This window comes from Pseudomonas sp. VE 267-6A, from assembly GCF_024126555.1.
GTDB lineage: Bacteria > Pseudomonadota > Gammaproteobacteria > Pseudomonadales > Pseudomonadaceae > Aquipseudomonas > Aquipseudomonas palmensis.
Map to the genome: position 1 here is coordinate 47,076 of NZ_JAMYBY010000009.1, position 21,407 is coordinate 68,482.

Genomic DNA, 21,407 nt, shown 5'->3' on the forward strand with positions numbered 1-21,407 from the left:
TTACGGGTTGCCGGCGGTAAAGCTCGGCAGCCCGCCGATGGGCTGGTTGAACTGGTACGGGATCGACTCCAGCGCCAGCCCCACGTTGCGCTGCACCACGAAATGCAGGTGCGGCCCGCTGCTGTTGCCGGTGTTGCCGGACCTTGCCAGCGGCGTGCCATAGGCCACCCGCTGGCCTTCGCTGACCACCACCGACCCGCGCATCAGGTGCAGGTACACGCCCATGGTGCCGTCGGCATGCAGAATCCGCACGAAATTGCCTGCCGGGTTGGTACCGCGCCCGCTCTGGGTGTTTTCCGTCTTTATCACCACCCCTGCCCGCGCCGCGATGATCGGCGTGCCTTCGGGCATGGCGATGTCCATGGCATAGCGGCCCTTGGGGCCGAAGTGGCTGTAGGTGCCATTGGGGCCCTGGGAGAGGCGGAACGGGCCGCCGCGCCAGGGGAACGGGTAGCGATAGGCCTGGGTGCGCTGGGCGGGGTTGCCCAACGTGTAGTTGAACTGCTCGCGGTAGCTGACCGGGGTACCGGGCTTGCGCGCACCGAGGGCAGTGAGCAGCAGCGTGGAACGGGCCGGTACCACCCGCCGGACGATGCGCGGCGCCAGGTTCTGCACGTTGCCCAGGCGCTCCAGGCGCAGTTCCACTTCGACCGGGGCGTGCAGCTCGTTGCGGGCACTGAAACGCACGCCGTCGGCGTACTTGCTGACCTGCAACTGCACCTGCTGGCCCAGCTGCTCGACCATGCGATCACGGAACACCAGTGCGCGAGCGCCGGGGCTGGGGCGATCGGAATAGGACACCACGCCGTCGGCGTCGGTGTTCTTGTAGATGGTCATGGCCCAGCTCGGGCCGGCAGCCAGCAACAGGGCGCAGAACAGCAGCAGGTGTGGCGGCATCGGTAGTGGCCATCTGACAGGTTAGCTGTGAGCAAGCCTAGCAGGGGAATATGGAGGGCGTGTTGCGGGGAGTGATGCGGGGTATGGCAGGCGATCAGTGGTGTGTCCTTCGCCGGCAAGGCCGGCTCCTACGGCTGTAGGAGCCGGCCTTGCCGGCGAAGAGGCCGCGAGCAGCAAAGGGCCTGTCAGGCCCCCGGCACGAAGTGCTTGAGCGCCGTACCGCGGGCAATCAGCCGCGACAGGTAGTCGAGCTTCTGCGCATCCTGGTCGACAAAGCGGAAGGTCAGCTGCAGCCAGTCGCTGTCCGGCTTGGATTCCACCGCCACCACCGCATGCAGGTACCCGTTGAGCCGCGCGATCTCGGCATTGTCGCCCTGCTCCAGGTCCAGCACCGCGCCTTCCAGGATCTGCGGCAGCACTTCGCCACGGCGTACCACCAGCAAGGCTTCCTTCAGGCTCAGGGCCTTGATCACGCAGGCCTGGTTGCCGCTGGACAGGCGCAGCTGGCCCTGTCCGCGGCCCGCCGGCGCCGCCGCCTTGGCCGCGCCCGGTTGCGGCGCATTGATCAGTGGCTTGGCCGCCGCCACCGGGGCCGCAGCTGGGGCGGCCGGGCGCACGGTCTCGGCCTTGCCGCCGGTCAGGGCCGACAGCGAGTCATTGGCAAACGCGGAGGTGGCGCGGGTGGGCGCACTGGCCATCAGGGTATCGAGCTTGCCCAGCTTGGTCAGCGCCTTCTTCACCTTGGTCAGCAACTGCTCGTTGGTGAACGGCTTGCCGACAAAGTCCGACACACCGGCCTGGATCGCCTGCACCACGTTTTCCTTGTCGCCACGGCTGGTCACCATGATGAACGGCATGGCCTTGAGCGCTTCGTGCTGGCGGCACCAGGTCAGCAGCTCCAGGCCCGACATCTCGGGCATCTCCCAGTCGCACAGCACCAGGTCGAAACGCTCGCGCTCCAGCAGCACCTGGGCCTTGCGACCGTTGACCGCGTCCTCGATGACCATGCCGGGGAAGTAATTGCGCAGACACTTTTTCACCAGGTCACGGATAAACGGCGCGTCATCCACGACCAGAACACTGACTTTACTCATCGCCACTCCTTCAAGACCCGGCTAGCATAACGTTGACTGATGGCCATTTGCCAAGACTTCGCTCATGCCGGGGCTCCGTCAAATCATTCGCGGGTGCGTGCTGTTGCGCTGCCGCAAACGAAAACGCCCGGCCAAGGCCGGGCGTTCATTCTCGGGGCAGTCCTATTTATCGTCAGGTTTGCCCGGAACATTAGCTTTTTCGCCGTTGCCGTTGCCCTCGACTTCTTCCTTCATTCGCTTCAGGCCCAGGTGACGCACGTCGGTACCGCGCACCAGGTAGATCACCAGCTCGGCGATGTTGCGCGCGTGGTCGCCGATGCGCTCCAGCGAACGCAGCGCCCAGATCACGCTCAGTACCCGCGAGATCGAGCGCGGGTCTTCCATCATGTAGGTCACCAGCTCGCGCAGGGCGGTCTTGTACTCGCGGTCGATGGTCTTGTCGTACTGCGCCACCGACAGCGCCAGCTCGGCATCGAAGCGGGCAAAGGCGTCGAGCGCGTCGCGCACCATGTTGCGTACCTGGTCGCCGATGTGACGCACCTCCACGTAGCCGCGCGGCGACTCGCCTTCTTCGCACAGCTGGATGGCGCGGCGGGCGATCTTGGTCGATTCGTCGCCGATGCGCTCCAGGTCGATCACCGACTTGGAGATGCTGATGATCAGGCGCAGGTCCGACGCCGCCGGCTGGCGCCGAGCCAGGATGCGCACGCACTCCTCGTCGATGTTGCGTTCCATCTGGTTGATCTGCTCATCGACTTCGCGCACCTGCTGGGCCAGGCCCGAATCGGCCTCGATCAGCGCGGTGACGGCGTCGTTGACCTGTTTCTCGACCAGGCCGCCCATTGCCAGAAGATGGCTGCGAACCTCTTCAAGTTCGGCGTTGAACTGCTGGGAGATGTGATGGGTAAGGCTGTCTTTGTCGATCATGAGAAATCCTTGGCGCGTCCGGTAAGTGCTGTCAGGCGGCGTTCAATCGTTGAATCCTAGCCATACCGACCGGTGATGTAGTCTTCGGTCTGCTTCTTCGCCGGGTTGGTGAACAGGGTGTCGGTGTCACCGTATTCCACCAGCTTGCCCATGTACATGAACGCGGTGTAGTCCGAAACCCGCGCGGCCTGCTGCATGTTGTGGGTCACGATGACGATGGTGTACTTGGACTTGAGTTCGTAGATCAGCTCTTCGACCTTGAGCGTGGAGATCGGGTCCAGCGCCGAGCACGGTTCGTCGAGCAGCAGCACCTCTGGCTCCACCGCGATGGTACGGGCGATCACCAGGCGCTGCTGCTGGCCGCCGGACAGGCCCAGGGCCGAGTCGTGCAGGCGGTCCTTGACCTCCTCCCACAGTGCGGCACCCTTGAGTGCCCACTCCACGGCTTCATCCAGTACACGCTTCTTGTTGATGCCCTGGATGCGCAGGCCGTACACCACGTTTTCGTAGATGGTCTTGGGGAACGGGTTGGGCTTCTGGAACACCATGCCCACGCGGCGGCGCAGCTCGGCCACGTCCTCGCCCTTGCGGTAGATGTTGTTGCCGTCGAGGTTGATCGCGCCTTCCACCCGGCAGCCGTCGACCAGGTCGTTCATGCGGTTGAAGGTGCGCAGCAGGGTCGACTTGCCGCAGCCCGAGGGGCCGATGAAGGCGGTCACGCGCTGCTTGGGAATGTTCAGGCTGACATCGAACAGCGCCTGCTTCTCGCCGTAGAACAGGCTCAGGCCCGGCACTTCGATGGCCACGGTCTCGTCGGCCAGCTGCAGGCTCTGCTTGGTGCGACCCAGGGCGGACATGTCGATGCCGTGGGTGTGGGATTCATGCTGCATGGTAAGACTCCATACGCTATCAATTTCGTTTCATCGTACCGCCCGGCACAACACACGGGCGGCGCTTGCAATAAGGGGTATCAGCTGTCCAGCGCCTTGTACTTCTCGCGCAGGTGGTTGCGTATCCATACCGCCGAGAGGTTGAGCGTGGCGATCACCATCACCAGCAGCAGCGCCGTGGCGTACACCAGCGGCCGCGCGGCCTCGACGTTGGGGCTCTGGAAGCCGACGTCGTAGATGTGGAAGCCCAGGTGCATGATCTTCTGGTCCAGGTGCAGGTACGGGTAGTTGCCGTCCACCGGCAGCGACGGCGCCAGTTTCACCACACCCACCAGCATCAGCGGCGCCACCTCGCCCGCGGCACGGGCCACGGCCAGGATCATGCCGGTCATCATCGCGGGGCTGGCCATCGGCAGCACGATCTTCCACAGCGTCTCGGCCTTGGTCGCACCCAGGGCCAGCGAGCCCTCGCGCACGGTCCGCGGGATCCGCGCCAGGCCTTCTTCGGTGGCCACGATCACCACCGGCACCGCCAGCAGCGCCAGGGTCAGCGAGGCCCACAGCAGGCCCGGGGTACCCAGGGTCGGCGCCGGCAGTGCTTCGGGGAAGAACAGGTGGTCGAGCGAGCCGCCCAGCACGTACACGAAGAAGCCCAGGCCGAACACGCCGTAGACGATCGCCGGCACGCCGGCCAGGTTGTTCACCGCGATGCGGATCAGCCGGGTCACCGGGCCCTGGCGGGCATATTCACGCAGGTACACCGCCGCCAGCACGCCGAACGGGGTGACGATCACGGCCATGATCAGGGTCATCATCACGGTGCCGAAGATCGCCGGGAAGATCCCGCCCTCGGTGTTGGCTTCACGCGGGTCGTCGCTGAGGAACTCCCACACCTTGGCGAAGTAGGTGCCCAGCTTGGTGAAGTTGTTCATGGCGTTGGGTTGGTAGGCGTGCACCACCTTGTCGAGGTTGATCTCGACTTCGCGGCCATTGCCGTCACGGGCCACCAGGCTGTCGCGGCTGAAGTCCTGGTGCAGCTTGCCCAGGCGGTCCTCGATGGCCTTGTAGCGGTTGTTCAGCTCGGCGCGCTCGGCATCCATGTCGGCCTGCGCTACAGGGGTCAGCTTGCCTTGCAGTTCCAGCTTGCGGGCTTGCAGGCGCAGGCGCTCAAGGCCATGGTTGATCGCACCGATGTCCTTCTTCTCGAGCTTCTGCAGCTCGCCGGCCAGGCCGGCAGCACGCTTGAGGCGTGCCTGCAGCTCGTTCCAGGCGGCCTGCCCTTCGGCAACCACCTTGCCGTTTTCCTTGACGCTGACCAGGTAGCCGTAGAAGTTGCCCCACTCGCGGCGCTCCAGGGCGATCAGGTCGACCGGCTTCTGCTGGTCCACCAGCCAGTCGCCGACCACCCAGGTGAAGTCACTGCCGTTGAGGTCGCGGTTGCCGACCTTGATCAGCTCGCGGGTCATGAACTCCGGGCCGTTGTCGGGTACCGGCAGGCCGGCCCCCTTGAGGCGTGCCAGCGGCACCTCTTCCTTTTGCACCACTTCGCCGATGACGATGTGGTTGGCCTGGCCCGGCACGTTGTAGCTGGCCTGGATCAGGTCGGCCGGCCAGAAGTGCGCCAGGCCGCGCACGGCGATCACGGAGAGCAGACCGATGGTCATGATCACCGCGATGGACACCGCGCCACCGCTTATCCAGACGCCGGGGGCGCCGCTCTTGAACCAGCTCTTGAGGGAATCCTTTTTCACGGATCTCTACCTTTCTATCAAAGCGACGAGTATTTCTTGCGCAGACGCTGGCGAATCAGCTCGGCCAAGGTGTTCATCACGAAGGTGAACATCAGCAGCACCAGCGCGGCGAGGAACAGCACGCGGTAGTGGCTGCCACCGACTTCCGATTCGGGCATCTCCACCGCGACGTTGGCCGCCAGGGTGCGCATACCTTCGAACAGGTTCATTTCCATGACCGGGGTGTTGCCCGTGGCCATCAGCACGATCATGGTTTCACCCACCGCGCGGCCCATGCCGATCATCAGCGCCGAGAAGATGCCCGGGCTGGCGGTCAGGATGACCACGCGGGTCAGGGTCTGCCACGGCGTGGCGCCGAGTGCCAGCGAGCCCAGGGTCAGGCTGCGCGGCACGCTGAACACGGCGTCCTCGGCAATCGAGTAGATGTTCGGGATGACCGCAAAGCCCATGGCGATACCGACCACCAGGGCGTTGCGCTGGTCGTAGGTGATGCCCAGGTCATTGGTGATCCACAGGCGCATGTCGCCGCCGAAGAACCAGGTTTCGAGGAACGGGCTCAGGGTCAGCGCGCCCCAGCCGGTGAACAGGATCACCGGGATCAGGATCGCCGCTTCCCAGCCATCCGGCACACGCAGGCGGATCGACTCCGGCAGGCGGCTCCAGATGAAGCCGGCCAGCAGGATGCCGAACGGCATCACCACGAACAGGCTGAACACACCGGGCAGATGCCCTTCCAGGTAAGGCGCCAGGAACAGCCCGGCGAAGAAGCCGAGGATCACCGTGGGCATCGCCTCCATCAGCTCGATCACCGGCTTGACCTTGCGGCGCATGCCCGGGGCCATGAAGTAGGCGGTGTAGATCGCTGCGGCAATCGCCAGCGGTGCGGCCAGGATCATCGCGTAGAACGCGGCCTTGAGCGTACCGAAGGTCAGTGGCGACAGGCTCAGCTTGGGCTCGAAGTCGGTGTTCGACGCGGTGGACTGCCAGACGTACTTGGGCTCGTCGTAGTTCTCGTACCAGACCTTGCTCCACAGCGCGCTCCAGGACACTTCCGGGTGCGGGTTGCGCAGGCTGGCCGGGATCAGCTTGCCGCCCTCTTCGACGAACAGGCGGTTGGCCCGTGGCGACAGTGCCAGCACGCCGGCGCCTTCGGCCATCGGCTCCACCAGCAGGGTGCGGTGTGCGGTGCTGTGGAACACGCCGAGCTTGCCGCTGGCATCCAGTGCCACGAAGCCCTTGCGGCGCTCTTCGGCATCGATCTGCACGATCGGCGCCTTGCCCATCTGGAAGGTTCGGATCTGCTTGAAGCGCTGTTCACCGTCCGGGTCGCGGGCCATGAACCACTGGGCCAGGCCACCCTTGGAGTCACCGATGATCAGCGAGATGCCGCCCACCAGCTGGGCGCTGGCGGTGACTTCGGCATCGGCGTCGTCGAGCAGCTTGTAACGACCGTTGAGGCTCTTGTCGCGCAGGCTGAACACATCGGCCTGGGCCCGCCCGTTGATCACGTACAACCACTGCTGGCGCGGGTCGATGAAGATCGCCTTGACCGCCTCGGTCATCTGCGGCAGTTCGATGTGGTTCTGCTCGCTGGTGACTTCGCCGGTCATCATGTTTTCTTCGCGGCTCAGTTGCAGTACCTGCAACTGCGCACCGCTGGAGCCGGCCACCACCAGGGTGTCGCCATTGACGTTCAGGCTCACGTGCTCCAGCGCACGGCCCGAATCGCCGAGGGCGAACGGTTGCTGGCCATAGGGGTAGTCGATGGCCGGGGTGATGGTCTTGTGGTTGTCCGGGTAGGTGATCTTGTAGCTGTGGCTGAACACCAGTGCCTGGCCGTTGGACAGGCCCAGCACCACCAGCGGGTTGCCCGGCTGGTCGGCGCCGATCGAGGTCACCTGGGTGCCGGCCGGTACCGGCAGGTCGACACGCTTGAGCTCGGCACCGGTCTTGGTGTCGAAGAACAGCGCCTGCCCCTTGTCCGAGACGCGCATGCCGACCAGGTTCTGCTCTTCGAGCGCGATCATCAGCGGCTTGCCGGCGTCCTGGGTCAGCCAGGCCGGGGTCATGGCCTTCTTGGTGGTCAGTTCGGCGCCTTGAAACAGCGGCACCACCACGTAGGCCAGGTAGAAGAAGATCAAGGTGATCGCCGCCAGCACGGCGAGCCCGCCCACCAGTACATACCAGCGGGTCAGGCGGTCCTTGAATGCACGCAGGCGACGCTTGCGTTGCAGCTCGGGCGTATTGAAATCAATCCGCACGGGGGGAGAATTTTGGGTCATGGTGGAGTTGGCCAGATCATTCATGCGCTCACCCTAGCGGTCCCGTATGACAAAAACATGACAATGCAGTGACGCAAAAAAGCCCGCCGCTCAGGCATGCCTGGCAGCGGACTCGCAATTTGCAGCGCGGCCCGCACAGATGCAGGGCGCGCCCGTTCACACTCAGTTTGCAGCGACGCCTTTGGCGGCGTGGTTCAGGCCCAGGTCGGCCAGCGCTTTCTCGGCCACTTTGGCGGGCAGCGGGATGTAACCGTCTTTCACCACGACCTGTTGACCGGCCTGCGACAGCACCAGCTTGACGAACTCGGCTTCCAGCGGGGCCAGAGGCTTGTTCGGGGCCTTGTTGACGTAGACGTAGAGGAAACGCGACAGCGGGTAGGTACCGTTCAGGGCGTTGGCTTCGTTGTCTTCGACGAACGCGCCGCCTTCCTTCTTGGCCAGGGCCACGGTTTTCACGCTGGCGGTCTTGTAGCCGATGCCCGAGTAACCGATACCGTTCAGCGAGCTGCTGATCGACTGCACGACGGACGCCGAGCCAGGTTGTTCGTTGACGTTAGGCTTGAAGTCGCCTTTGCACAGGGCTTCTTCCTTGAAGTAGCCGTAGGTGCCGGATACCGAGTTGCGACCGAACAGCTGGACCGGCTTGTTGGCCAGGTCGCCGGTCACGCCCAGGTCGCCCCAGGTTTTCACGTCGGCCTTGGCACCGCACAGGCGGGTGGAGGAGAAGATGGCGTCGACCTGAGCCATGGTCAGGCCCTTGATCGGGTTGTCCTTGTGCACGAACACGGCCAGGGCGTCGACGGCGACCGGGATGGCGGTCGGTTTGTAGCCGTACTTCTGTTCGAACGCCTGCAGCTCGACGTCTTTCATCTTGCGGCTCATCGGGCCCAGGTTGGCGGTGCCTTCGGTCAGCGCGGGTGGCGCGGTGGAGGAGCCGGCGGCCTGGATCTGGATGTTTACGTTCGGGTATTCCTTCTTGTAGGCCTCGGCCCACAGGGTCATCAGGTTTGCCAGGGTATCGGAACCGACGCTGGAGAGGTTGCCCGATACGCCGGTGGTTTTGACGTAGGTCGGAATAGCAGGATCAACAGCGGCAACTGCGTTGGCAGTCGCAACGCCAGCGGCGGCAAAGGTCAGGGCCGCCATCAAACGCTTCAGTTTCATGCCTTACTCCTAGCAGGAATTGGGGGTAGATGGATCGGGCCCAAGTATCTGCAGGCCGTATGACTACTCTATGAACTGAATGTGACAATTAGATGAAAGGCCATCACCTCGTTCGAGGGATGGCCTTTATAGCGGACGCGGGGCGGGGTTTCAGCGCTTGGTGAGCAGCAGGTAGATGCCTACCAGCAGGCCCAGGGTGCAGATGCCGGCGACATAGTAGGCCGGGCCGAGCGGGCTGAACTTCATCAGCGAGGTGACCATGATCGGGGTCAGGCCACCGAAGATCGCGTAGGCCAGGTTGTAGGAAAACGACAGGCCGCTGAAACGCACCACCGGCGGGAAGGCGCGCACCATCACGTAAGGCACCGCACCGACGATGCCCACGCACAGCCCGGTAACCGCGTACATCGGGTACAGCCACTCAGGGTGCGCCGCCAGGTTGTGGTAGAAGCTCCAGGAGCTGGCCAGCAGCGCCAGGCTGCCGACGATGAACACGCGCCCGGCGCCGAAGCGGTCGGCCAGGCGCCCGGCCACGATGCAGCCGATGCTCAGCAGCACGATGGCCAGGCTGTTGGCCTTGAGGGCCTCGGTGGCGCTGATGCCGTAGAGGGTCTGCAGCACGGTCGGGGTCATCAGGATGACCACGATGATGCCGGCCGACAGCAACCAGGTCAGCAGCATCGACAGTACGATGGCGCCACGGTGGTCACGCAGCACCGCGCGCAGCGGCACTTCCTCGGCCAATGCCTTGCGCTGCTGCATCTCGGCGAACACCGGGGTTTCGTGCAGCCAGCGGCGCAGGTACACCGAAAACAGGCCGAACACGCCGCCGAGCAGGAACGGGATCCGCCAGGCGTAGTCGCTCAGTTGCTCGGGGGTGTATACGGTGTTGATCAGGGTCGCGACCAGCGAGCCGAGCAGGATGCCCGAGGTGAGGCCCGCCGTCAGGGTGCCGCAGGCGTAGCCGATGTTGCGCGCCGGCACGTGTTCGGACACGAACACCCAGGCACCCGGCACTTCACCGCCAATGGCGGCGCCCTGGATCACGCGCATCAGCAGCAACAGGATCGGTGCCCACATGCCGATCTGCGCGTAGGTGGGCAGCAGGCCCATGATCAGGGTCGGCACGGCCATCATGAAGATGCTCAGGGTGAACATCTTCTTGCGCCCCAGCAGGTCGCCGAAGTGGGCCATCACGATGCCGCCCAGCGGGCGCGCCAGGTAGCCGGCAGCGAAGATGCCGAAGGTCTGCATCAGGCGCAGCCACTCGGGCATGTCGACCGGGAAGAACAGCTTGCCCACCACCGCGGCGAAGAACACGAAGATGATGAAGTCGTAGAACTCCAGCGCCCCGCCCAGGGCGGAGAGCGACAGGGTCTTGTAGTCACTGCGGGTGAGCGGCCGCGAGGGCTGCTCTATGGAGGGGGGCACGGAGGTCATCGAAGCGTCTCTTATTGGCAAATCAGGCCGCGGCAGCGCTGGCCCCGGCCTGTCAGGAGGTCGAACGATAGCAAATTGTTCGAAAAAGCACATGGATCGACATAATCGGGGCAGATAATCATGACCGCATGGTCGTCGCCCCACGCGCGGCTCTATATACTGGCCGCTCGTATCAAACGGTTACGCCTTGTGTGGGATGTTGTGCGAAAACGCCGCTAGGTATGCTTAGTCGGTTTCGCAGAGTTTCCCTTCGCCGCACGGCAGAGCGAAGCAGCGTAGTATGTTCGTGCTGAATCGTTTTTCGCGGCGTCCGCACCAGCGCAAACCAACGAAGCGTTACGGGTCAGAGGCACCCCCGGCATGATTGAACTCGAACAAGAAGATCCCATTCCGCAAGGCGACCTGGCCTTGCAGATCACCGCATTGCCCCGTGAAACCAACGGTTTCGGCGATATCTTCGGCGGCTGGCTGGTCGCCCAGATGGACCTGGCCGGCACGGCCATGGCCAGCCGAGTCGCAGGCGGGCGCGTCGCCACCGTGGCGATCGACCGCATGGCCTTTCTGGTGCCGGTGGCGGTGGGCGCGCAATTGTCCTTCTATACCCAGACCCTGGAAATCGGCCGCAGCTCGATCCAGATGATGGTCGAGGTGTGGAGCGACGACCCGCTGAGCAGTGAATGGCGCAAGGTCACCGAGGCGGTGTTCGTGTTCGTCGCCATCGACGGCAGCGGCCGCACCCGCTCGGTGCCGCCTCGTCGCTGAGCCTGGGGCGCGCTAAACTCGAGGGTCTGCGCGAGGTCCAAGACCTCGTAGGCCACCCTTCGAGAGCAACGCATGTCCACATCCAAGGTAGAAGTCGAACAGCATGGCGAGCTTGCCTGCTGGCGTATCACCACGCCTCGCGCCGAGCTGCTGATTGCCCAGCAGGGCGCACAGGTGCTCAGTTACCAGCGCGTGGGCGAGCCGCCGCTGCTGTGGCTCAGCGATCAGGCGATCTTCAGGCAGGGCAAATCGGTGCGCGCCGGTGCCCCGGTGTGCTGGCCCTGGTTCGGCAACCTGCAACGCAACCCAGCGGCCGTACAGGCCATGTTCCACGGCGCCGAGGCCCCGGCCCACGGGCTGGTGCGCGGGCGTGACTGGCAGTTGCTGGGTATCGACAGCAGTGCGGATTCGGTACGCGTGGACTTCACGCTGCCCCAGACGTTGGGAGAGCTACCCGGCTGGCCGCACACGGTGGAACTGAAACTGAGCATCGTGCTCGGCGAGGAACTGGCGCTGACCCTCGACAGCCACAACCTGGGCAATGGCAGCGTCACCCTCAGCCAGGCGCTGCACAGCTACTTTGCAGTCAGCGACGTGCGTGGCGCGCGGGTAGAAGGCGTGGACGGGCTGGCCTACATCGAGACGCTGGCAGACTGGGAGCAACGCACCCAGCAGGGCGACCTGGGGTTTGCCGGGGAAACCGACCGCATCTACCTGCAGGCACCTGAGCGTCTGAGCATCGTCGACCCGGGCTGGAACCGGCGTATCACCCTGCGTACCCAGGGTTCGCGTTCGGCGGTGATCTGGAACCCATGGGTGGACCGCGCCGCGCAGCTCACGGACATGGCCGATGACGGCTGGCAGCGGATGCTGTGCATCGAGACGGCGAACGTGTGGGATGACGTGGTAACCCTGAAGCCTGGGGCGACGCATTCTTTGAGTGTCAGTATCGGCAGCGAACCGCTCTAGACCGCATTCGCCGGCAAGGCCGGCTCCTACATTGCAGGAGCCGGCGCGGTTATAGGTCGGAGTCCTCCACCACCCTCACCTTCCCCGCATCCAGCGCATACGCCGCATCGGCCAGGTCATTGCTGACCTTCTCCACCTTCAGCGTGCCGCTGACCCACAACGGCGTGTAGATATCGTCCAGCTTCAGGCCATGGGGATAACGCACCAGCACCAGCTGGTTGGGCGGCGGTGGCGGTACATGGATGCAGGCGCCCGGATAGGGCACAAGGAAGAACAGCGTGCTGTTGCCCTTGGCGTCGGTTTCCAACGGCACCGGGTACCCGCCCAGACGGATCTGCCTGCCGTTCATGGCAGCCACCGTCTTGCTCGAATACATCACCGCCGGCAGGCCCTTGCTCTGCTTCAGGCCACCCTTCTCGGTAAAGGTACCCATCGCCTCGGGGGAGTTGTGGTCGATCTCGGGCATCTGCTCCAGCGCCTTCTGGTCCGACTTGGGCATCAGCTCCAGCCAGTCGGTCTCGGGCAGCTCGGCGCGGGCCAGGCCACTACACAGCAACAGGATAAGCAGTACGACTCGGCGCATGAAAAAAAGCTCGGCAACTGACGGAAAGTTGCCGAGCATTCTAGCGCCCTGTCAGCGCTTTTTGATCATGCCGTAGATCACCAGCAGGATGATTGCACCCACCAGTGCACCGAGGAAGCCAGCACCCTCGCCCGCATGGTAGATCCCCAGCGCCTGGCCACCGTAGGTCGCCGCCAGAGAGCCGGCGATACCCAGCAGAATGGTCATGATCCAGCCCATGCTGTCGTCGCCCGGCTTCAGAAAACGTGCCAGCAAGCCGACGATCAGGCCGATGAAGATGGTTCCGATGATACCCATGGCATTCCCTCTGAATTGAGTGCACGAGCCAAAGCCTAGTCAGCGCTTTGGCATCCTGCCATCAGAGGGATGCGCGGCGGGAATGGTTCCGCTCAGCCTGCGATGAGCGCTTCGACCTGCTGGATCTTCTGCTCCAGCGTGGCCATGTCGGCGCAGCGCAGGGTGGCGTGACCGACCTTGCGCCCGGCCTTGAAGGCCTTGCCATAGTGATGCAGGTGACAGTCGTCGATAGCCACGACCGCGGCCACCGCCGGCACTTCGCCGATGAAGTTGAGCATGGCGCTTTCGCCGACCTTGGCGGTCGAGCCCAGCGGCAGGCCGGCCACGGCGCGCAGGTGGTTCTCGAACTGGCTGCACTCGGCACCTTCGATGGTCCAGTGCCCGGAGTTGTGCACACGCGGCGCGATCTCGTTGGCCTTCAGGCCACCGTCGACCTCGAAGAACTCGAACGCCAGCACGCCGACATAGTCGAGCTGCTCGAGCACGCGGCTCGCGTAGTCTTCGGCCAGGCTCTGCAGCAGGTGGTCTTCGCTGGCCACCGACAGGCGCAGGATGCCGCTGTCGTGGGTGTTGTGCACCAGCGGGTAGAAGCGCGTCTCGCCATCGCGGCCGCGAACGGCAATCAGCGACACCTCGCCGGTGAACGGCACGAAGCCCTCCAGCAGGCAGGGCACGCTACCAAGTTCGGCGAACGTGTCGACAACATCGGCTTCGGTGCGGAGCACCTTCTGGCCCTTGCCGTCATAACCCAGGGTGCGGGTCTTGAGCACGGCCGGCAGGCCGATGCTGGCGACGGCGGCCTCCAGGTCGGCTTGCGACTGGATGTCGGCGAAGGCCGGGGTCGGGATGCCCAGGTCACGGAACATGCTCTTCTCGAACAGCCGGTCGCGGGCGATGCGCAGCGCTTCGGCGCTCGGATACACCGGCACGAACTGCGACAGGAAGGCCACCGTCTCGGCTGGCACGCTTTCGAATTCGAAGGTCACCAGGTCGACTTCGTCGGCCAGCTGGCGCAGGTGATCCTGGTCGCCGTAGTCGGCACGCAGGTGCTCGCCCAGGGCAGCCGCACAGGCGTCAGGGGCCGGGTCGAGGAAAGCGAAGTTCATGCCCAGCGGGGTACCCGCCAGGGCCAGCATGCGGCCCAGTTGGCCGCCACCGATTACACCGATTTTCATGCGTGTGACCTCAGGCCTGGCGCGGGTCTGGATTGTCCAGAACGTTGTCTGTCTGCTCAGCGCGGAACTGTTTCAGAACGGTATGGAACTGCGGGTGCTTGGCGCCCAGGATGCTCGCCGAGAGCAGCGCGGCGTTGATCGCGCCAGCCTTGCCGATGGCCAGGGTGGCAACCGGGATGCCGGCCGGCATCTGCACGATCGACAGCAGCGAATCGACGCCCGAGAGCATGGCCGACTGCACCGGCACACCCAGCACCGGCAGGTGGGTCTTGGCGGCGCACATGCCTGGCAGGTGGGCAGCGCCACCGGCACCGGCGATGATCACCTCGATGCCACGGCCTTCGGCCTCTTCGGCGTACTGGAACAGCAGGTCCGGCGTGCGGTGGGCGGAAACCACCTTCACTTCGTAGGGAATGCCGAGTTTTTCCAGCATATCGGCGGTGTGGCTAAGGGTGGACCAATCGGACTTGGAGCCCATGATCACGCCAACCAGTGCACTCATCGTCGAGCCTCTTCTCTTGGGCGCCTTCAGGCGCGTCAAAAAACAACAAGCCACGCAGGGACGACCGGCGTGGCTTGTTATGCGAATTAGGGCCGGGTGTACCGACCGAAGGCCGCGCAGTATATCGTAAAGCCGTGTGTTTGATGCACCCCGGCGACCAACTGTAAGCCTTATTTTTCGGGCTTTTTCAGGGCTTCGGGCTGACTCTGGAGTCAAGCCGTCGCCGGCCCGCCTTCGAGCTTGCGCCACAGCAGGCGCACGTTGGCCTTGCGCACCAGCGCGCAGCGGTACAGGCGGATCTCCAGCGGCACGTGCCATTGCGCACCGCCACAGATCACCAGCTCGCCACGTTCAAGCTCGGCACGGGCCGACAGGCGCGGCACCCAGGCAATACCCAGGCCTTCCAGGGCCATGCTCTTGAGGCTGTCGGCCATGGCGGTTTCGTAGATGGTGGTAAAGCGCAGGTTGCGCTGGCGCAGCAGCAGATTCACCGAGCGCCCCAGAAACGCTCCGGCGCTGTAGGCCAGCAAGGGCACGCTGGCGTCGTTTTCCAGGTCGAACAGCGGTTTGCCGTCGGCATCCGCTGCACACACCGGCAGCATCTCGGTGTGCCCCAGGTGCAGCGAGGGGAAGATCTCGGCGTCCATCTGCAGGGCCGCATCCGGGTCGTAGAACGCCAGCATCAGGTCGCAGCCACCTTCGCGCAGGGCGTGCACCGCATCGCCGACGTTGGTCGCCACCAGCCGCGTGGCGATGTTCAGGCCGTCGTTGCGCAACTGCGCGATCCAGCGCGGAAAGAAGCCCAGCGCCAGCGAGTGCGCCGCCGCCACCTGGATCACCTCGCCCTGCCCGCCTTCCAGGTGATGCAAGTGGCGCAGCACCTCGCCCAGCTGGTCGACCACCGTGCGCGCCGTCACCAGGAACAGTTGGCCGGCAGCGGTCAACTCGATCGGCGTGCGCGAGCGGTTGACCAGGGTCAGCCCCAACGCAGCCTCCAGGCTGCGAATGCGCCGGCTGAACGCCGGCTGGGTCACGAAGCGACGCTCCGCCGCCTGGGAAAAGCTGCGGGTGGCGGCCAGGGCGCTGAAATCTTCCAGCCATTTGCTTTCGAGGTTCATCGGGCTCTCCAGGCATGCACCAAAATGGTACACGCTCGAATGTCAATTGGCGTCACATGGAACGTTATGCCGTTTGTGCATAGGTTAGCGTGCAACAGCATTGGCCGCAAAATCCGTGCAGGCCTAGGATTGGCGCCATTCCGGCATGTGCCGGGCCTAACTCGAGATGATCTCTATCATGTCCGCTGCTGCATCGTTCCGTGTCGAAAAAGACCTGCTTGGCACCCTCGAAGTCCCTGCTGATGCCTACTACGGTATCCAGACCCTGCGTGCTGCCAACAACTTCCACCTCTCTGGCGTGCCGCTGTCGCACTACCCGAAAATGGTTGTCGGCCTGGCCATGGTCAAACAGGCAGCTGCCGACGCCAACCGCGAGCTGGGTCACCTGAGCGATGCCAAGCACGCCGCCATCAGCGAGGCCTGTGCCCGCCTGATCCGCGGTGACTTCCACGAGCAGTTCGTGGTCGACATGATTCAAGGCGGTGCCGGTACCTCCACCAACATGAACGCCAACGAAGTGATCGCCAACATCGCGCTGGAAGCGATGGGTCACCAGAAGGGCGAGTACCAGTACCTGCACCCGAACAACGACGTGAACATGGCGCAGTCGACCAACGACGCCTACCCGACCGCCATCCGTCTGGGCCTGCTGCTGGGTCACGATGCGCTGCTGGCCAGCCTCGACAGCCTGATCCAGGCCTTCGCTGCCAAGGGTGAAGAGTTCAGCCACGTACTGAAGATGGGCCGTACCCAGCTGCAGGACGCCGTGCCGATGACCCTGGGCCAGGAATTCCGTGCCTTCGCCACCACCCTGACCGAAGACCTCAACCGCCTGCGCACCCTGGCGCCGGAAGTGCTGACCGAAGTCAACCTGGGCGGTACCGCGATCGGTACCGGCATCAACGCCGACCCGGGCTACCAGGCCCTGGCCGTACAGCGTCTGGCGCTGATCAGCGGCCAGCCGCTGGTACCGGCTGCCGACCTGATCGAAGCCACCTCCGACATGGGCGCCTTCGTGCTGTTCTCCGGCATGCTCAAGCGCACTGCAGTCAAGCTGTCGAAGATCTGCAACGACCTGCGCCTGCTGTCCAGCGGCCCGCGCACCGGCATCAACGAGATCAACCTGCCGGCGCGTCAGCCAGGCAGCTCGATCATGCCCGGCAAGGTCAACCCGGTTATCCCGGAAGCGGTCAACCAGGTGGCCTTCGCCATCATCGGCAACGACATCGCGCTGACCATCGCGGCCGAAGGCGGCCAGCTGCAGCTGAACGTGATGGAGCCGCTGATCGCCTACAAGATCTTCGACTCGATCCGTCTGCTGCAACGCGCCATGGACATGCTGCGCGAGCACTGCATCGTCGGCATCACCGCCAACGAACAGCGCTGCCGTGAACTGGTCGAACACTCGATCGGCCTGGTCACCGCCCTGAACCCGTACATCGGCTACGAAAACGCCACCCGTATTGCCCGTATCGCGCTGGAAAGCGGCCGCGGCGTACTGGAACTGGTGCGTGAGGAAGGCCTGCTGGACGAAGCGATGCTCAACGACATCCTGCGTCCGGAAAACATGATTGCACCGCGTCTGGTACCGCTCAAAGCGTAACCGACGCCGTACTACCGCTCACCAGGTTGAGGGACTAGACACCTCTCACCTTTTGAGGGCCCAGGGACTTTGTCTCCGGGCCCTTTTTTTTGCCTGCGGCGCGAGCTTCGCCAGCAATGCCGGCGCCTACAGCGAACCGGTGGTGTCGGCTGCTTCTGCCGACGAGGGCAGCAGCAGCACATTCAGGAAGGTCGAATCGCTGACGATCTCCTTCATGAACCACCACACGAACGCCAGGCAGAGCGCCACCATGAAGGCGGTCAGATCGCCCGTGTAATGGCGCACCGTGAGCACCCCGATAAAGCACAGCACCACGCCCAGCCCGCTGATCAGGTCTGCCCAGTTGGAACGGCTGAGGTGGCGCTTCATGGCCCGGTGATCCGCCTCGGGCAACACCAGTGCCTGGGCACACTTTGCACAGGTGAGCGGCTGCCCGCCCATGAGCGTTTCCAGTTCGCCCTCGCTCGGCAACCAGACGTGGCCGCATGCCGGGCAATTGAGGTCTACCGCGGCGCACAGGCGCTCTTGCGCGGATTTGTACTTGTTCGTCGACACGTCCTTGGCACCTTCGTCCTGAAGCAGGCGCGATGGTAACCGCTGGCCGTCACGCTGCCCATCGCGAACTCGGGCGGCCCGGCCGCTGACAGCGCGCCGGGGGATGGCGTAAGGTGGTCGGCTTTCCTTCAGTCGAGCACGGAGACAGGCCATGACCCCGGCCCCTGCCCACAACATCATGGTGCTGTACACCGGTGGCACCATCGGCATGCAGGCCAGCGCCGGCGGCCTGGCCCCGGCGTCGGGCTTCGAGCAGCGCATGCGTGAGCAACTGGCCGGGCAACCGGGCCTGGCAGCCTGGCAGTTCCGCGAACTGCTGCCGCTGATCGACAGCGCCAACATGACGCCCTGCTACTGGCAGCGCCTGCGCGCCGCGATCATCGAAGCGGTGGATGGCCAGGGCTGCGATGGCGTGCTGGTGCTGCATGGCACCGACACCCTGGCCTACAGCGCCGCCGCCTTGAGCTTCCAGTTGCTCGGGCTGACGGTGCCGGTGCTGTTCACCGGCTCGATGCTGCCGGCCGGTACGCCGGACAGCGATGCGTGGGAGAACCTCACGGGGGCGCTGCAGTTGCTGAGCCAGGGTACGTCGCCGGGTGTTCAGCTGTATTTCCACGGTCAGCTGCTGGCGCCCAACCGCACCGCCAAGGTGCGCAGCTTCGGCCGGAACCCGTTCGCGACCTTGCAGCGCTCGGGCGGTGCGGCGCAGGCGCCCGTACCGGCAGCACTGGCTTATCGCGCGCCGCTGCAGGTGGCCAAGGTTGCAGTGTTGCCGCTGGTGCCAGGCCTCGACGCCGCGCTGTTGCAGGCCACACTCGACAGCGGGGTCCAGGGGCTGGTGCTGGAATGCTATGGCAGCGGCACCGGGCCGTGTGATGACGATGCGTTCGTGGCCGTGCTGGAACAAGCCTGCGCGCGTGACATCGTGGTGGTGGCGATCACCCAGTGCCATGAAGGCGGGGTCGAACTGGAGGTGTACGCAGCCGGCAGCCGCCTGCGCGAGGCCGGTGTGCTGTCGGGTGGCGGAATGACCCGGGAGGCGGCGTTCGGCAAATTGCAGGCATTGCTTGGTAGCCGGTTGCCGGTTGACGAGGTGCGACGGCTGGTTGGGCTGGACCTGGCTGGCGAATTACGTTGAGCCCTTCGCTGGCTTGCCAGCGAACAGGCCCTGAAGGGCATACAAATTGCTCACTCAACCCCAAGCCCCCTCAGCCGGATGCCGAGCATGCTCCACTCCCACCTCACCACCCTGAACGCGGTTTCCCTGATGCTGCAGGCCTTCAAGGACGAAGACCGTGCCGCCCAGCGGCTGCTCGAAGGCACCGGCATCACCCCGGCCGACCTGGGCCGCGCCGACTGGCGCATCACCACGCACCAGGAACTGCGGGTGTGCGCCAACGCCGTGGCCATGCGCCGGGAAGTCGGGCTGGAGCTGGGCCAGCGCATGCACGTTTCATCCTACGGCATGCTCGGTTACGCCCTGCTTTCCGGTGCCACCCTGGGTGACGCCCTGCACCTGGCCCTGCAGTACCCCGCGCTGCTGGGAACACTTTTCCAGCTGCGCCTGATCGAGGACGGCGAGCGGGTCTGGTTCAGCGCCAGCGACTACGGCCAGGCCCCGGAGCTTGCGGCGTTCAATGCCGAGTTCTGCCTGACGTCGCTCAAGGTCATCTGCAACGACCTGCTCGGCCAGCCGCTGCCCTTGCTGGGCGCGCGTTTCGCTCACCCTGCCCCGGATTACCAGGCGCTCTACAGCGCGCCTTTCGACTGCCCCCTGCAGTTCGGCGCCAGCGACAATGCCTTTGCCTTCGAACGCCACTGGCTGGCCCGGGCCCTGCCCCTGGCCGACCCGATCACCCACCGTGCGATGAGCGAACGCTGCCGCCGGCAGAACCTGGAATTCACCGGGCGCCAGGCCTGGCTCGGGCGCATTCGCCAGCTGCTGCAGCAGCAGTTGGAGGCACCACCAGGCCTCGAGGGCCTGGCGCGGCAGATGAGCTGTTCGTCACGCACCCTGCGTCGCCACCTGCACGAGCTGGGCAGCAGTTATCAACAACTGCTCGATGAGCTGCGCTTCGAACGGGCCAAGCAGTTGCTGGCCGAGGACGAGCTGCCGATCTACCGCATCGCCGAGGTGCTGGGCTTCAGCGAGCCGGCCAGCTTCCGACACGCCTTCCTGCGTTGGAGCGGCGTGGCACCGAGCCATTTTCGCGCCTGAAACACGCGCATGCACCGCGAGGGGGCGAAATGCGGACAACCGTGTTGGCCATATCGATCCCCTTTTGGCCGTTTGCGCCGTTCTGCCCGTGGGCGTACCTCTCGACAATGGGGCCACGCCAGTAAACCCGGAGAACAAAAAATGCTGACGATCTATTCCGATGACCATCGCCTGCACCACGGCCGCTGCGAGCTGATCGACGGGCAGTTGATGCCCTGCTTCGAAATGCCCTCGCGTGCCGACCATGTGCTCGAGCGGGTCAAGGCCCAGGGCCTGGGGCCCGTCGAAGGCCCTACCGATTTTGGCCGCGCACCGCTGCTGCGCGTGCACAGCGCCGACTACCTGGATTTCTTCCAGGGCGCCTGGCAGCGCTGGAGCGCACTGGGCCATGACGGCGACCTGCTGCCGTTCACCTGGCCGGCGCGCAGCCTGCGCCAGGTCAAACCCAGCGGCCTGCATGGCGAGCTGGGCTATTACAGCTTCGACGCCGGTGCACCGATCACCGCCGGCACCTGGCAGGCCGCCTACAGCTCGGCGCAGGTTGCCCTGACCGCACAGGCGGCGGTGCAGGCCGGTGCCCACAGCGCCTTCGCCTTGTGCCGGCCACCGGGGCATCATGCCGCCAGCGACGTGATGGGGGGCTACTGCTATCTGAACAACGCCGCGATCGCCGCCCAGGCCTTCATCGACCACGGTCGCCAGCGCGTGGCGATCCTGGATGTGGACTACCACCACGGCAACGGTACCCAGCAGATCTTCTACGCGCGCAACGACGTGCTGTTCGCCTCGATCCATGGCGACCCGCAAGCCGAATTCCCGTTCTTCCTCGGCTATGCCGACGAGCACGGCGAAGGCGACGGGCTGGGCTGCAACTTCAACTACCCGCTGCCGGCAGGCAGCGACTGGGCCACCTGGCGCGGCGCGCTGGACGAAGCCTGCGAACGCATCGGCGCGTATGACCCCGAAGTGCTGGTGATCTCGCTGGGCGTGGACACCTTCAAGGACGACCCGATCTCGCAATTCAAGCTCGACAGCCCCGACTACCTGGCCATGGGCGAGCGCATCGCGCAGTTGGGCAAGCCGACCCTGTTCATCATGGAAGGTGGCTATGCCGTGGCCGAAATCGGCGTCAACGCGGTCAACGTGCTCGAGGGCTTCGAGCGCGCCCGTCAAGGCTAGG

The 21,407-nt window shown here is 64.9% G+C and carries 20 protein-coding genes; 6 read left to right on the forward strand and 14 right to left on the reverse strand.

Translation table 11 applies throughout. The features are described 5' to 3' along the window. The 8 genes from NJH59_RS12205 to NJH59_RS12240 all read right to left on the reverse strand — a co-directional run bounded on the left by NJH59_RS12205 (window position 1) and on the right by NJH59_RS12240 (window position 10,445). A complete protein-coding gene (locus tag NJH59_RS12205; protein ID WP_054916463.1) occupies window positions 1-897 on the reverse strand; it encodes a M23 family metallopeptidase in 897 nt (298 codons plus the stop codon). A gap of 185 nt (window positions 898-1,082) precedes the next feature. After that, window positions 1,083-1,991: a response regulator gene (locus tag NJH59_RS12210; RefSeq protein ID WP_088513972.1), complete on the reverse strand. Its 909-nt coding sequence runs from the start codon at window positions 1,989-1,991 to the stop codon at window positions 1,083-1,085. 162 nt (window positions 1,992-2,153) lie between these two features. Beyond that, window positions 2,154-2,918 (reverse strand): phosphate signaling complex protein PhoU, encoded by a 765-nt coding sequence (gene phoU / locus NJH59_RS12215; protein ID WP_043861545.1) that lies wholly within the window; start codon window positions 2,916-2,918, stop codon window positions 2,154-2,156. Between the two features lie 56 nt (window positions 2,919-2,974). Then, on the reverse strand, window positions 2,975-3,808 hold the full coding sequence (gene pstB, locus NJH59_RS12220; protein ID WP_043861544.1) for a phosphate ABC transporter ATP-binding protein PstB: 834 nt from the start codon (window positions 3,806-3,808) through the stop codon (window positions 2,975-2,977). Between the two features lie 80 nt (window positions 3,809-3,888). Then, window positions 3,889-5,559 carry a phosphate ABC transporter permease PstA gene (gene pstA / locus NJH59_RS12225; protein WP_043861543.1) on the reverse strand — a complete coding sequence of 557 codons (1,671 nt, stop codon included), beginning with the start codon at window positions 5,557-5,559 and terminating at the stop codon, window positions 3,889-3,891. A 17-nt stretch (window positions 5,560-5,576) separates the two neighbouring features. Next, window positions 5,577-7,865, reverse strand: coding sequence for an ABC transporter permease subunit (locus NJH59_RS12230; RefSeq protein ID WP_043861542.1), 2,289 nt, complete (start codon window positions 7,863-7,865; stop codon window positions 5,577-5,579). A 138-nt stretch (window positions 7,866-8,003) separates the two neighbouring features. Continuing rightward, the gene (locus NJH59_RS12235) at window positions 8,004-9,005 is read right to left on the reverse strand and encodes a phosphate ABC transporter substrate-binding protein PstS (RefSeq protein WP_043861541.1); all 1,002 of its coding nucleotides are present in this window, start codon (window positions 9,003-9,005) and stop codon (window positions 8,004-8,006) included. A 150-nt stretch (window positions 9,006-9,155) separates the two neighbouring features. Further along, window positions 9,156-10,445, reverse strand: coding sequence for an MFS transporter (locus tag NJH59_RS12240; protein WP_043861540.1), 1,290 nt, complete (start codon window positions 10,443-10,445; stop codon window positions 9,156-9,158). A gap of 360 nt (window positions 10,446-10,805) precedes the next feature. Between NJH59_RS12240 and NJH59_RS12245 the strand changes: the two genes are divergently transcribed. Further along, a complete protein-coding gene (locus NJH59_RS12245; RefSeq protein WP_009402429.1) occupies window positions 10,806-11,207 on the forward strand; it encodes an acyl-CoA thioesterase in 402 nt (133 codons plus the stop codon). A gap of 72 nt (window positions 11,208-11,279) precedes the next feature. Next, window positions 11,280-12,176: a D-hexose-6-phosphate mutarotase gene (locus NJH59_RS12250; protein WP_253086838.1), complete on the forward strand. Its 897-nt coding sequence runs from the start codon at window positions 11,280-11,282 to the stop codon at window positions 12,174-12,176. A 49-nt stretch (window positions 12,177-12,225) separates the two neighbouring features. Here NJH59_RS12250 and NJH59_RS12255 read toward each other — a convergent pair whose 3' ends face one another. From NJH59_RS12255 to NJH59_RS12275, 5 genes are all read right to left on the reverse strand, one after another. Beyond that, window positions 12,226-12,759 carry a DUF3299 domain-containing protein gene (locus NJH59_RS12255; protein WP_236176493.1) on the reverse strand — a complete coding sequence of 178 codons (534 nt, stop codon included), beginning with the start codon at window positions 12,757-12,759 and terminating at the stop codon, window positions 12,226-12,228. A gap of 51 nt (window positions 12,760-12,810) precedes the next feature. Next, window positions 12,811-13,056, reverse strand: a complete 246-nt coding sequence (locus NJH59_RS12260; RefSeq protein ID WP_043861538.1) for a GlsB/YeaQ/YmgE family stress response membrane protein — start codon at window positions 13,054-13,056, stop codon at window positions 12,811-12,813. Between the two features lie 92 nt (window positions 13,057-13,148). Continuing rightward, on the reverse strand, window positions 13,149-14,231 hold the full coding sequence (locus tag NJH59_RS12265) for a 5-(carboxyamino)imidazole ribonucleotide synthase (RefSeq protein ID WP_043861537.1): 1,083 nt from the start codon (window positions 14,229-14,231) through the stop codon (window positions 13,149-13,151). A 10-nt stretch (window positions 14,232-14,241) separates the two neighbouring features. Further along, complete coding sequence (purE, locus tag NJH59_RS12270) at window positions 14,242-14,733, reverse strand: 5-(carboxyamino)imidazole ribonucleotide mutase (protein WP_054916459.1); 492 nt, start codon at window positions 14,731-14,733, stop codon at window positions 14,242-14,244. A gap of 212 nt (window positions 14,734-14,945) precedes the next feature. Continuing rightward, window positions 14,946-15,851 carry a LysR substrate-binding domain-containing protein gene (locus NJH59_RS12275; protein ID WP_043861535.1) on the reverse strand — a complete coding sequence of 302 codons (906 nt, stop codon included), beginning with the start codon at window positions 15,849-15,851 and terminating at the stop codon, window positions 14,946-14,948. Window positions 15,852-16,029: 178 nt separating this feature from the next. Here NJH59_RS12275 and aspA point away from each other — a divergent pair, with 178 nt between their 5' ends. Continuing rightward, window positions 16,030-17,454 (forward strand): aspartate ammonia-lyase, encoded by a 1,425-nt coding sequence (gene aspA, locus NJH59_RS12280; RefSeq protein WP_043861534.1) that lies wholly within the window; start codon window positions 16,030-16,032, stop codon window positions 17,452-17,454. Window positions 17,455-17,580: 126 nt separating this feature from the next. Here aspA and NJH59_RS12285 read toward each other — a convergent pair whose 3' ends face one another. Further along, the gene (locus tag NJH59_RS12285; RefSeq protein ID WP_229589177.1) at window positions 17,581-18,162 is read right to left on the reverse strand and encodes a hypothetical protein; all 582 of its coding nucleotides are present in this window, start codon (window positions 18,160-18,162) and stop codon (window positions 17,581-17,583) included. Between NJH59_RS12285 and NJH59_RS12290 the strand changes: the two genes are divergently transcribed. From NJH59_RS12290 to NJH59_RS12300, 3 genes are all read left to right on the forward strand, one after another. Continuing rightward, window positions 18,161-19,147: an asparaginase gene (locus tag NJH59_RS12290; protein ID WP_253086839.1), complete on the forward strand. Its 987-nt coding sequence runs from the start codon at window positions 18,161-18,163 to the stop codon at window positions 19,145-19,147. The genes NJH59_RS12285 and NJH59_RS12290 overlap by 2 nt on opposite strands. A gap of 87 nt (window positions 19,148-19,234) precedes the next feature. Beyond that, entirely contained in the window at window positions 19,235-20,227 is a 993-nt protein-coding gene (locus NJH59_RS12295; RefSeq protein ID WP_043861531.1) for an AraC family transcriptional regulator, read from the forward strand. Between the two features lie 141 nt (window positions 20,228-20,368). Beyond that, window positions 20,369-21,406 carry a histone deacetylase family protein gene (locus NJH59_RS12300; protein WP_043861530.1) on the forward strand — a complete coding sequence of 346 codons (1,038 nt, stop codon included), beginning with the start codon at window positions 20,369-20,371 and terminating at the stop codon, window positions 21,404-21,406. The last annotated feature ends 1 nt before the right edge of the window (window position 21,407 follow it).

Coding starts and splice junctions, on each gene's coding strand:
- aspA (WP_043861534.1), top strand. CDS start 16,030: ATGTCCGCTGCTGCATCGTTCCGTGTCGAAAAAGACCTGCTTGGCACC.
- NJH59_RS12285 (WP_229589177.1), bottom strand. CDS start 18,162: ATGGCCTGTCTCCGTGCTCGACTGAAGGAAAGCCGACCACCTTACGCC.
- pstB (WP_043861544.1), bottom strand. CDS start 3,808: ATGCAGCATGAATCCCACACCCACGGCATCGACATGTCCGCCCTGGGT.
- NJH59_RS12210 (WP_088513972.1), bottom strand. CDS start 1,991: ATGAGTAAAGTCAGTGTTCTGGTCGTGGATGACGCGCCGTTTATCCGT.
- NJH59_RS12265 (WP_043861537.1), bottom strand. CDS start 14,231: ATGAAAATCGGTGTAATCGGTGGCGGCCAACTGGGCCGCATGCTGGCC.
- NJH59_RS12300 (WP_043861530.1), top strand. CDS start 20,369: ATGCTGACGATCTATTCCGATGACCATCGCCTGCACCACGGCCGCTGC.
- NJH59_RS12205 (WP_054916463.1), bottom strand. CDS start 897: ATGCCGCCACACCTGCTGCTGTTCTGCGCCCTGTTGCTGGCTGCCGGC.
- NJH59_RS12250 (WP_253086838.1), top strand. CDS start 11,280: ATGTCCACATCCAAGGTAGAAGTCGAACAGCATGGCGAGCTTGCCTGC.
- NJH59_RS12290 (WP_253086839.1), top strand. CDS start 18,161: ATGACCCCGGCCCCTGCCCACAACATCATGGTGCTGTACACCGGTGGC.
- NJH59_RS12255 (WP_236176493.1), bottom strand. CDS start 12,759: ATGCGCCGAGTCGTACTGCTTATCCTGTTGCTGTGTAGTGGCCTGGCC.
- NJH59_RS12235 (WP_043861541.1), bottom strand. CDS start 9,005: ATGAAACTGAAGCGTTTGATGGCGGCCCTGACCTTTGCCGCCGCTGGC.
- NJH59_RS12260 (WP_043861538.1), bottom strand. CDS start 13,056: ATGGGTATCATCGGAACCATCTTCATCGGCCTGATCGTCGGCTTGCTG.
- NJH59_RS12240 (WP_043861540.1), bottom strand. CDS start 10,445: ATGACCTCCGTGCCCCCCTCCATAGAGCAGCCCTCGCGGCCGCTCACC.
- NJH59_RS12230 (WP_043861542.1), bottom strand. CDS start 7,865: ATGAATGATCTGGCCAACTCCACCATGACCCAAAATTCTCCCCCCGTG.
- NJH59_RS12245 (WP_009402429.1), top strand. CDS start 10,806: ATGATTGAACTCGAACAAGAAGATCCCATTCCGCAAGGCGACCTGGCC.
- purE (WP_054916459.1), bottom strand. CDS start 14,733: ATGAGTGCACTGGTTGGCGTGATCATGGGCTCCAAGTCCGATTGGTCC.
- phoU (WP_043861545.1), bottom strand. CDS start 2,918: ATGATCGACAAAGACAGCCTTACCCATCACATCTCCCAGCAGTTCAAC.
- NJH59_RS12275 (WP_043861535.1), bottom strand. CDS start 15,851: ATGAACCTCGAAAGCAAATGGCTGGAAGATTTCAGCGCCCTGGCCGCC.
- NJH59_RS12295 (WP_043861531.1), top strand. CDS start 19,235: ATGCTCCACTCCCACCTCACCACCCTGAACGCGGTTTCCCTGATGCTG.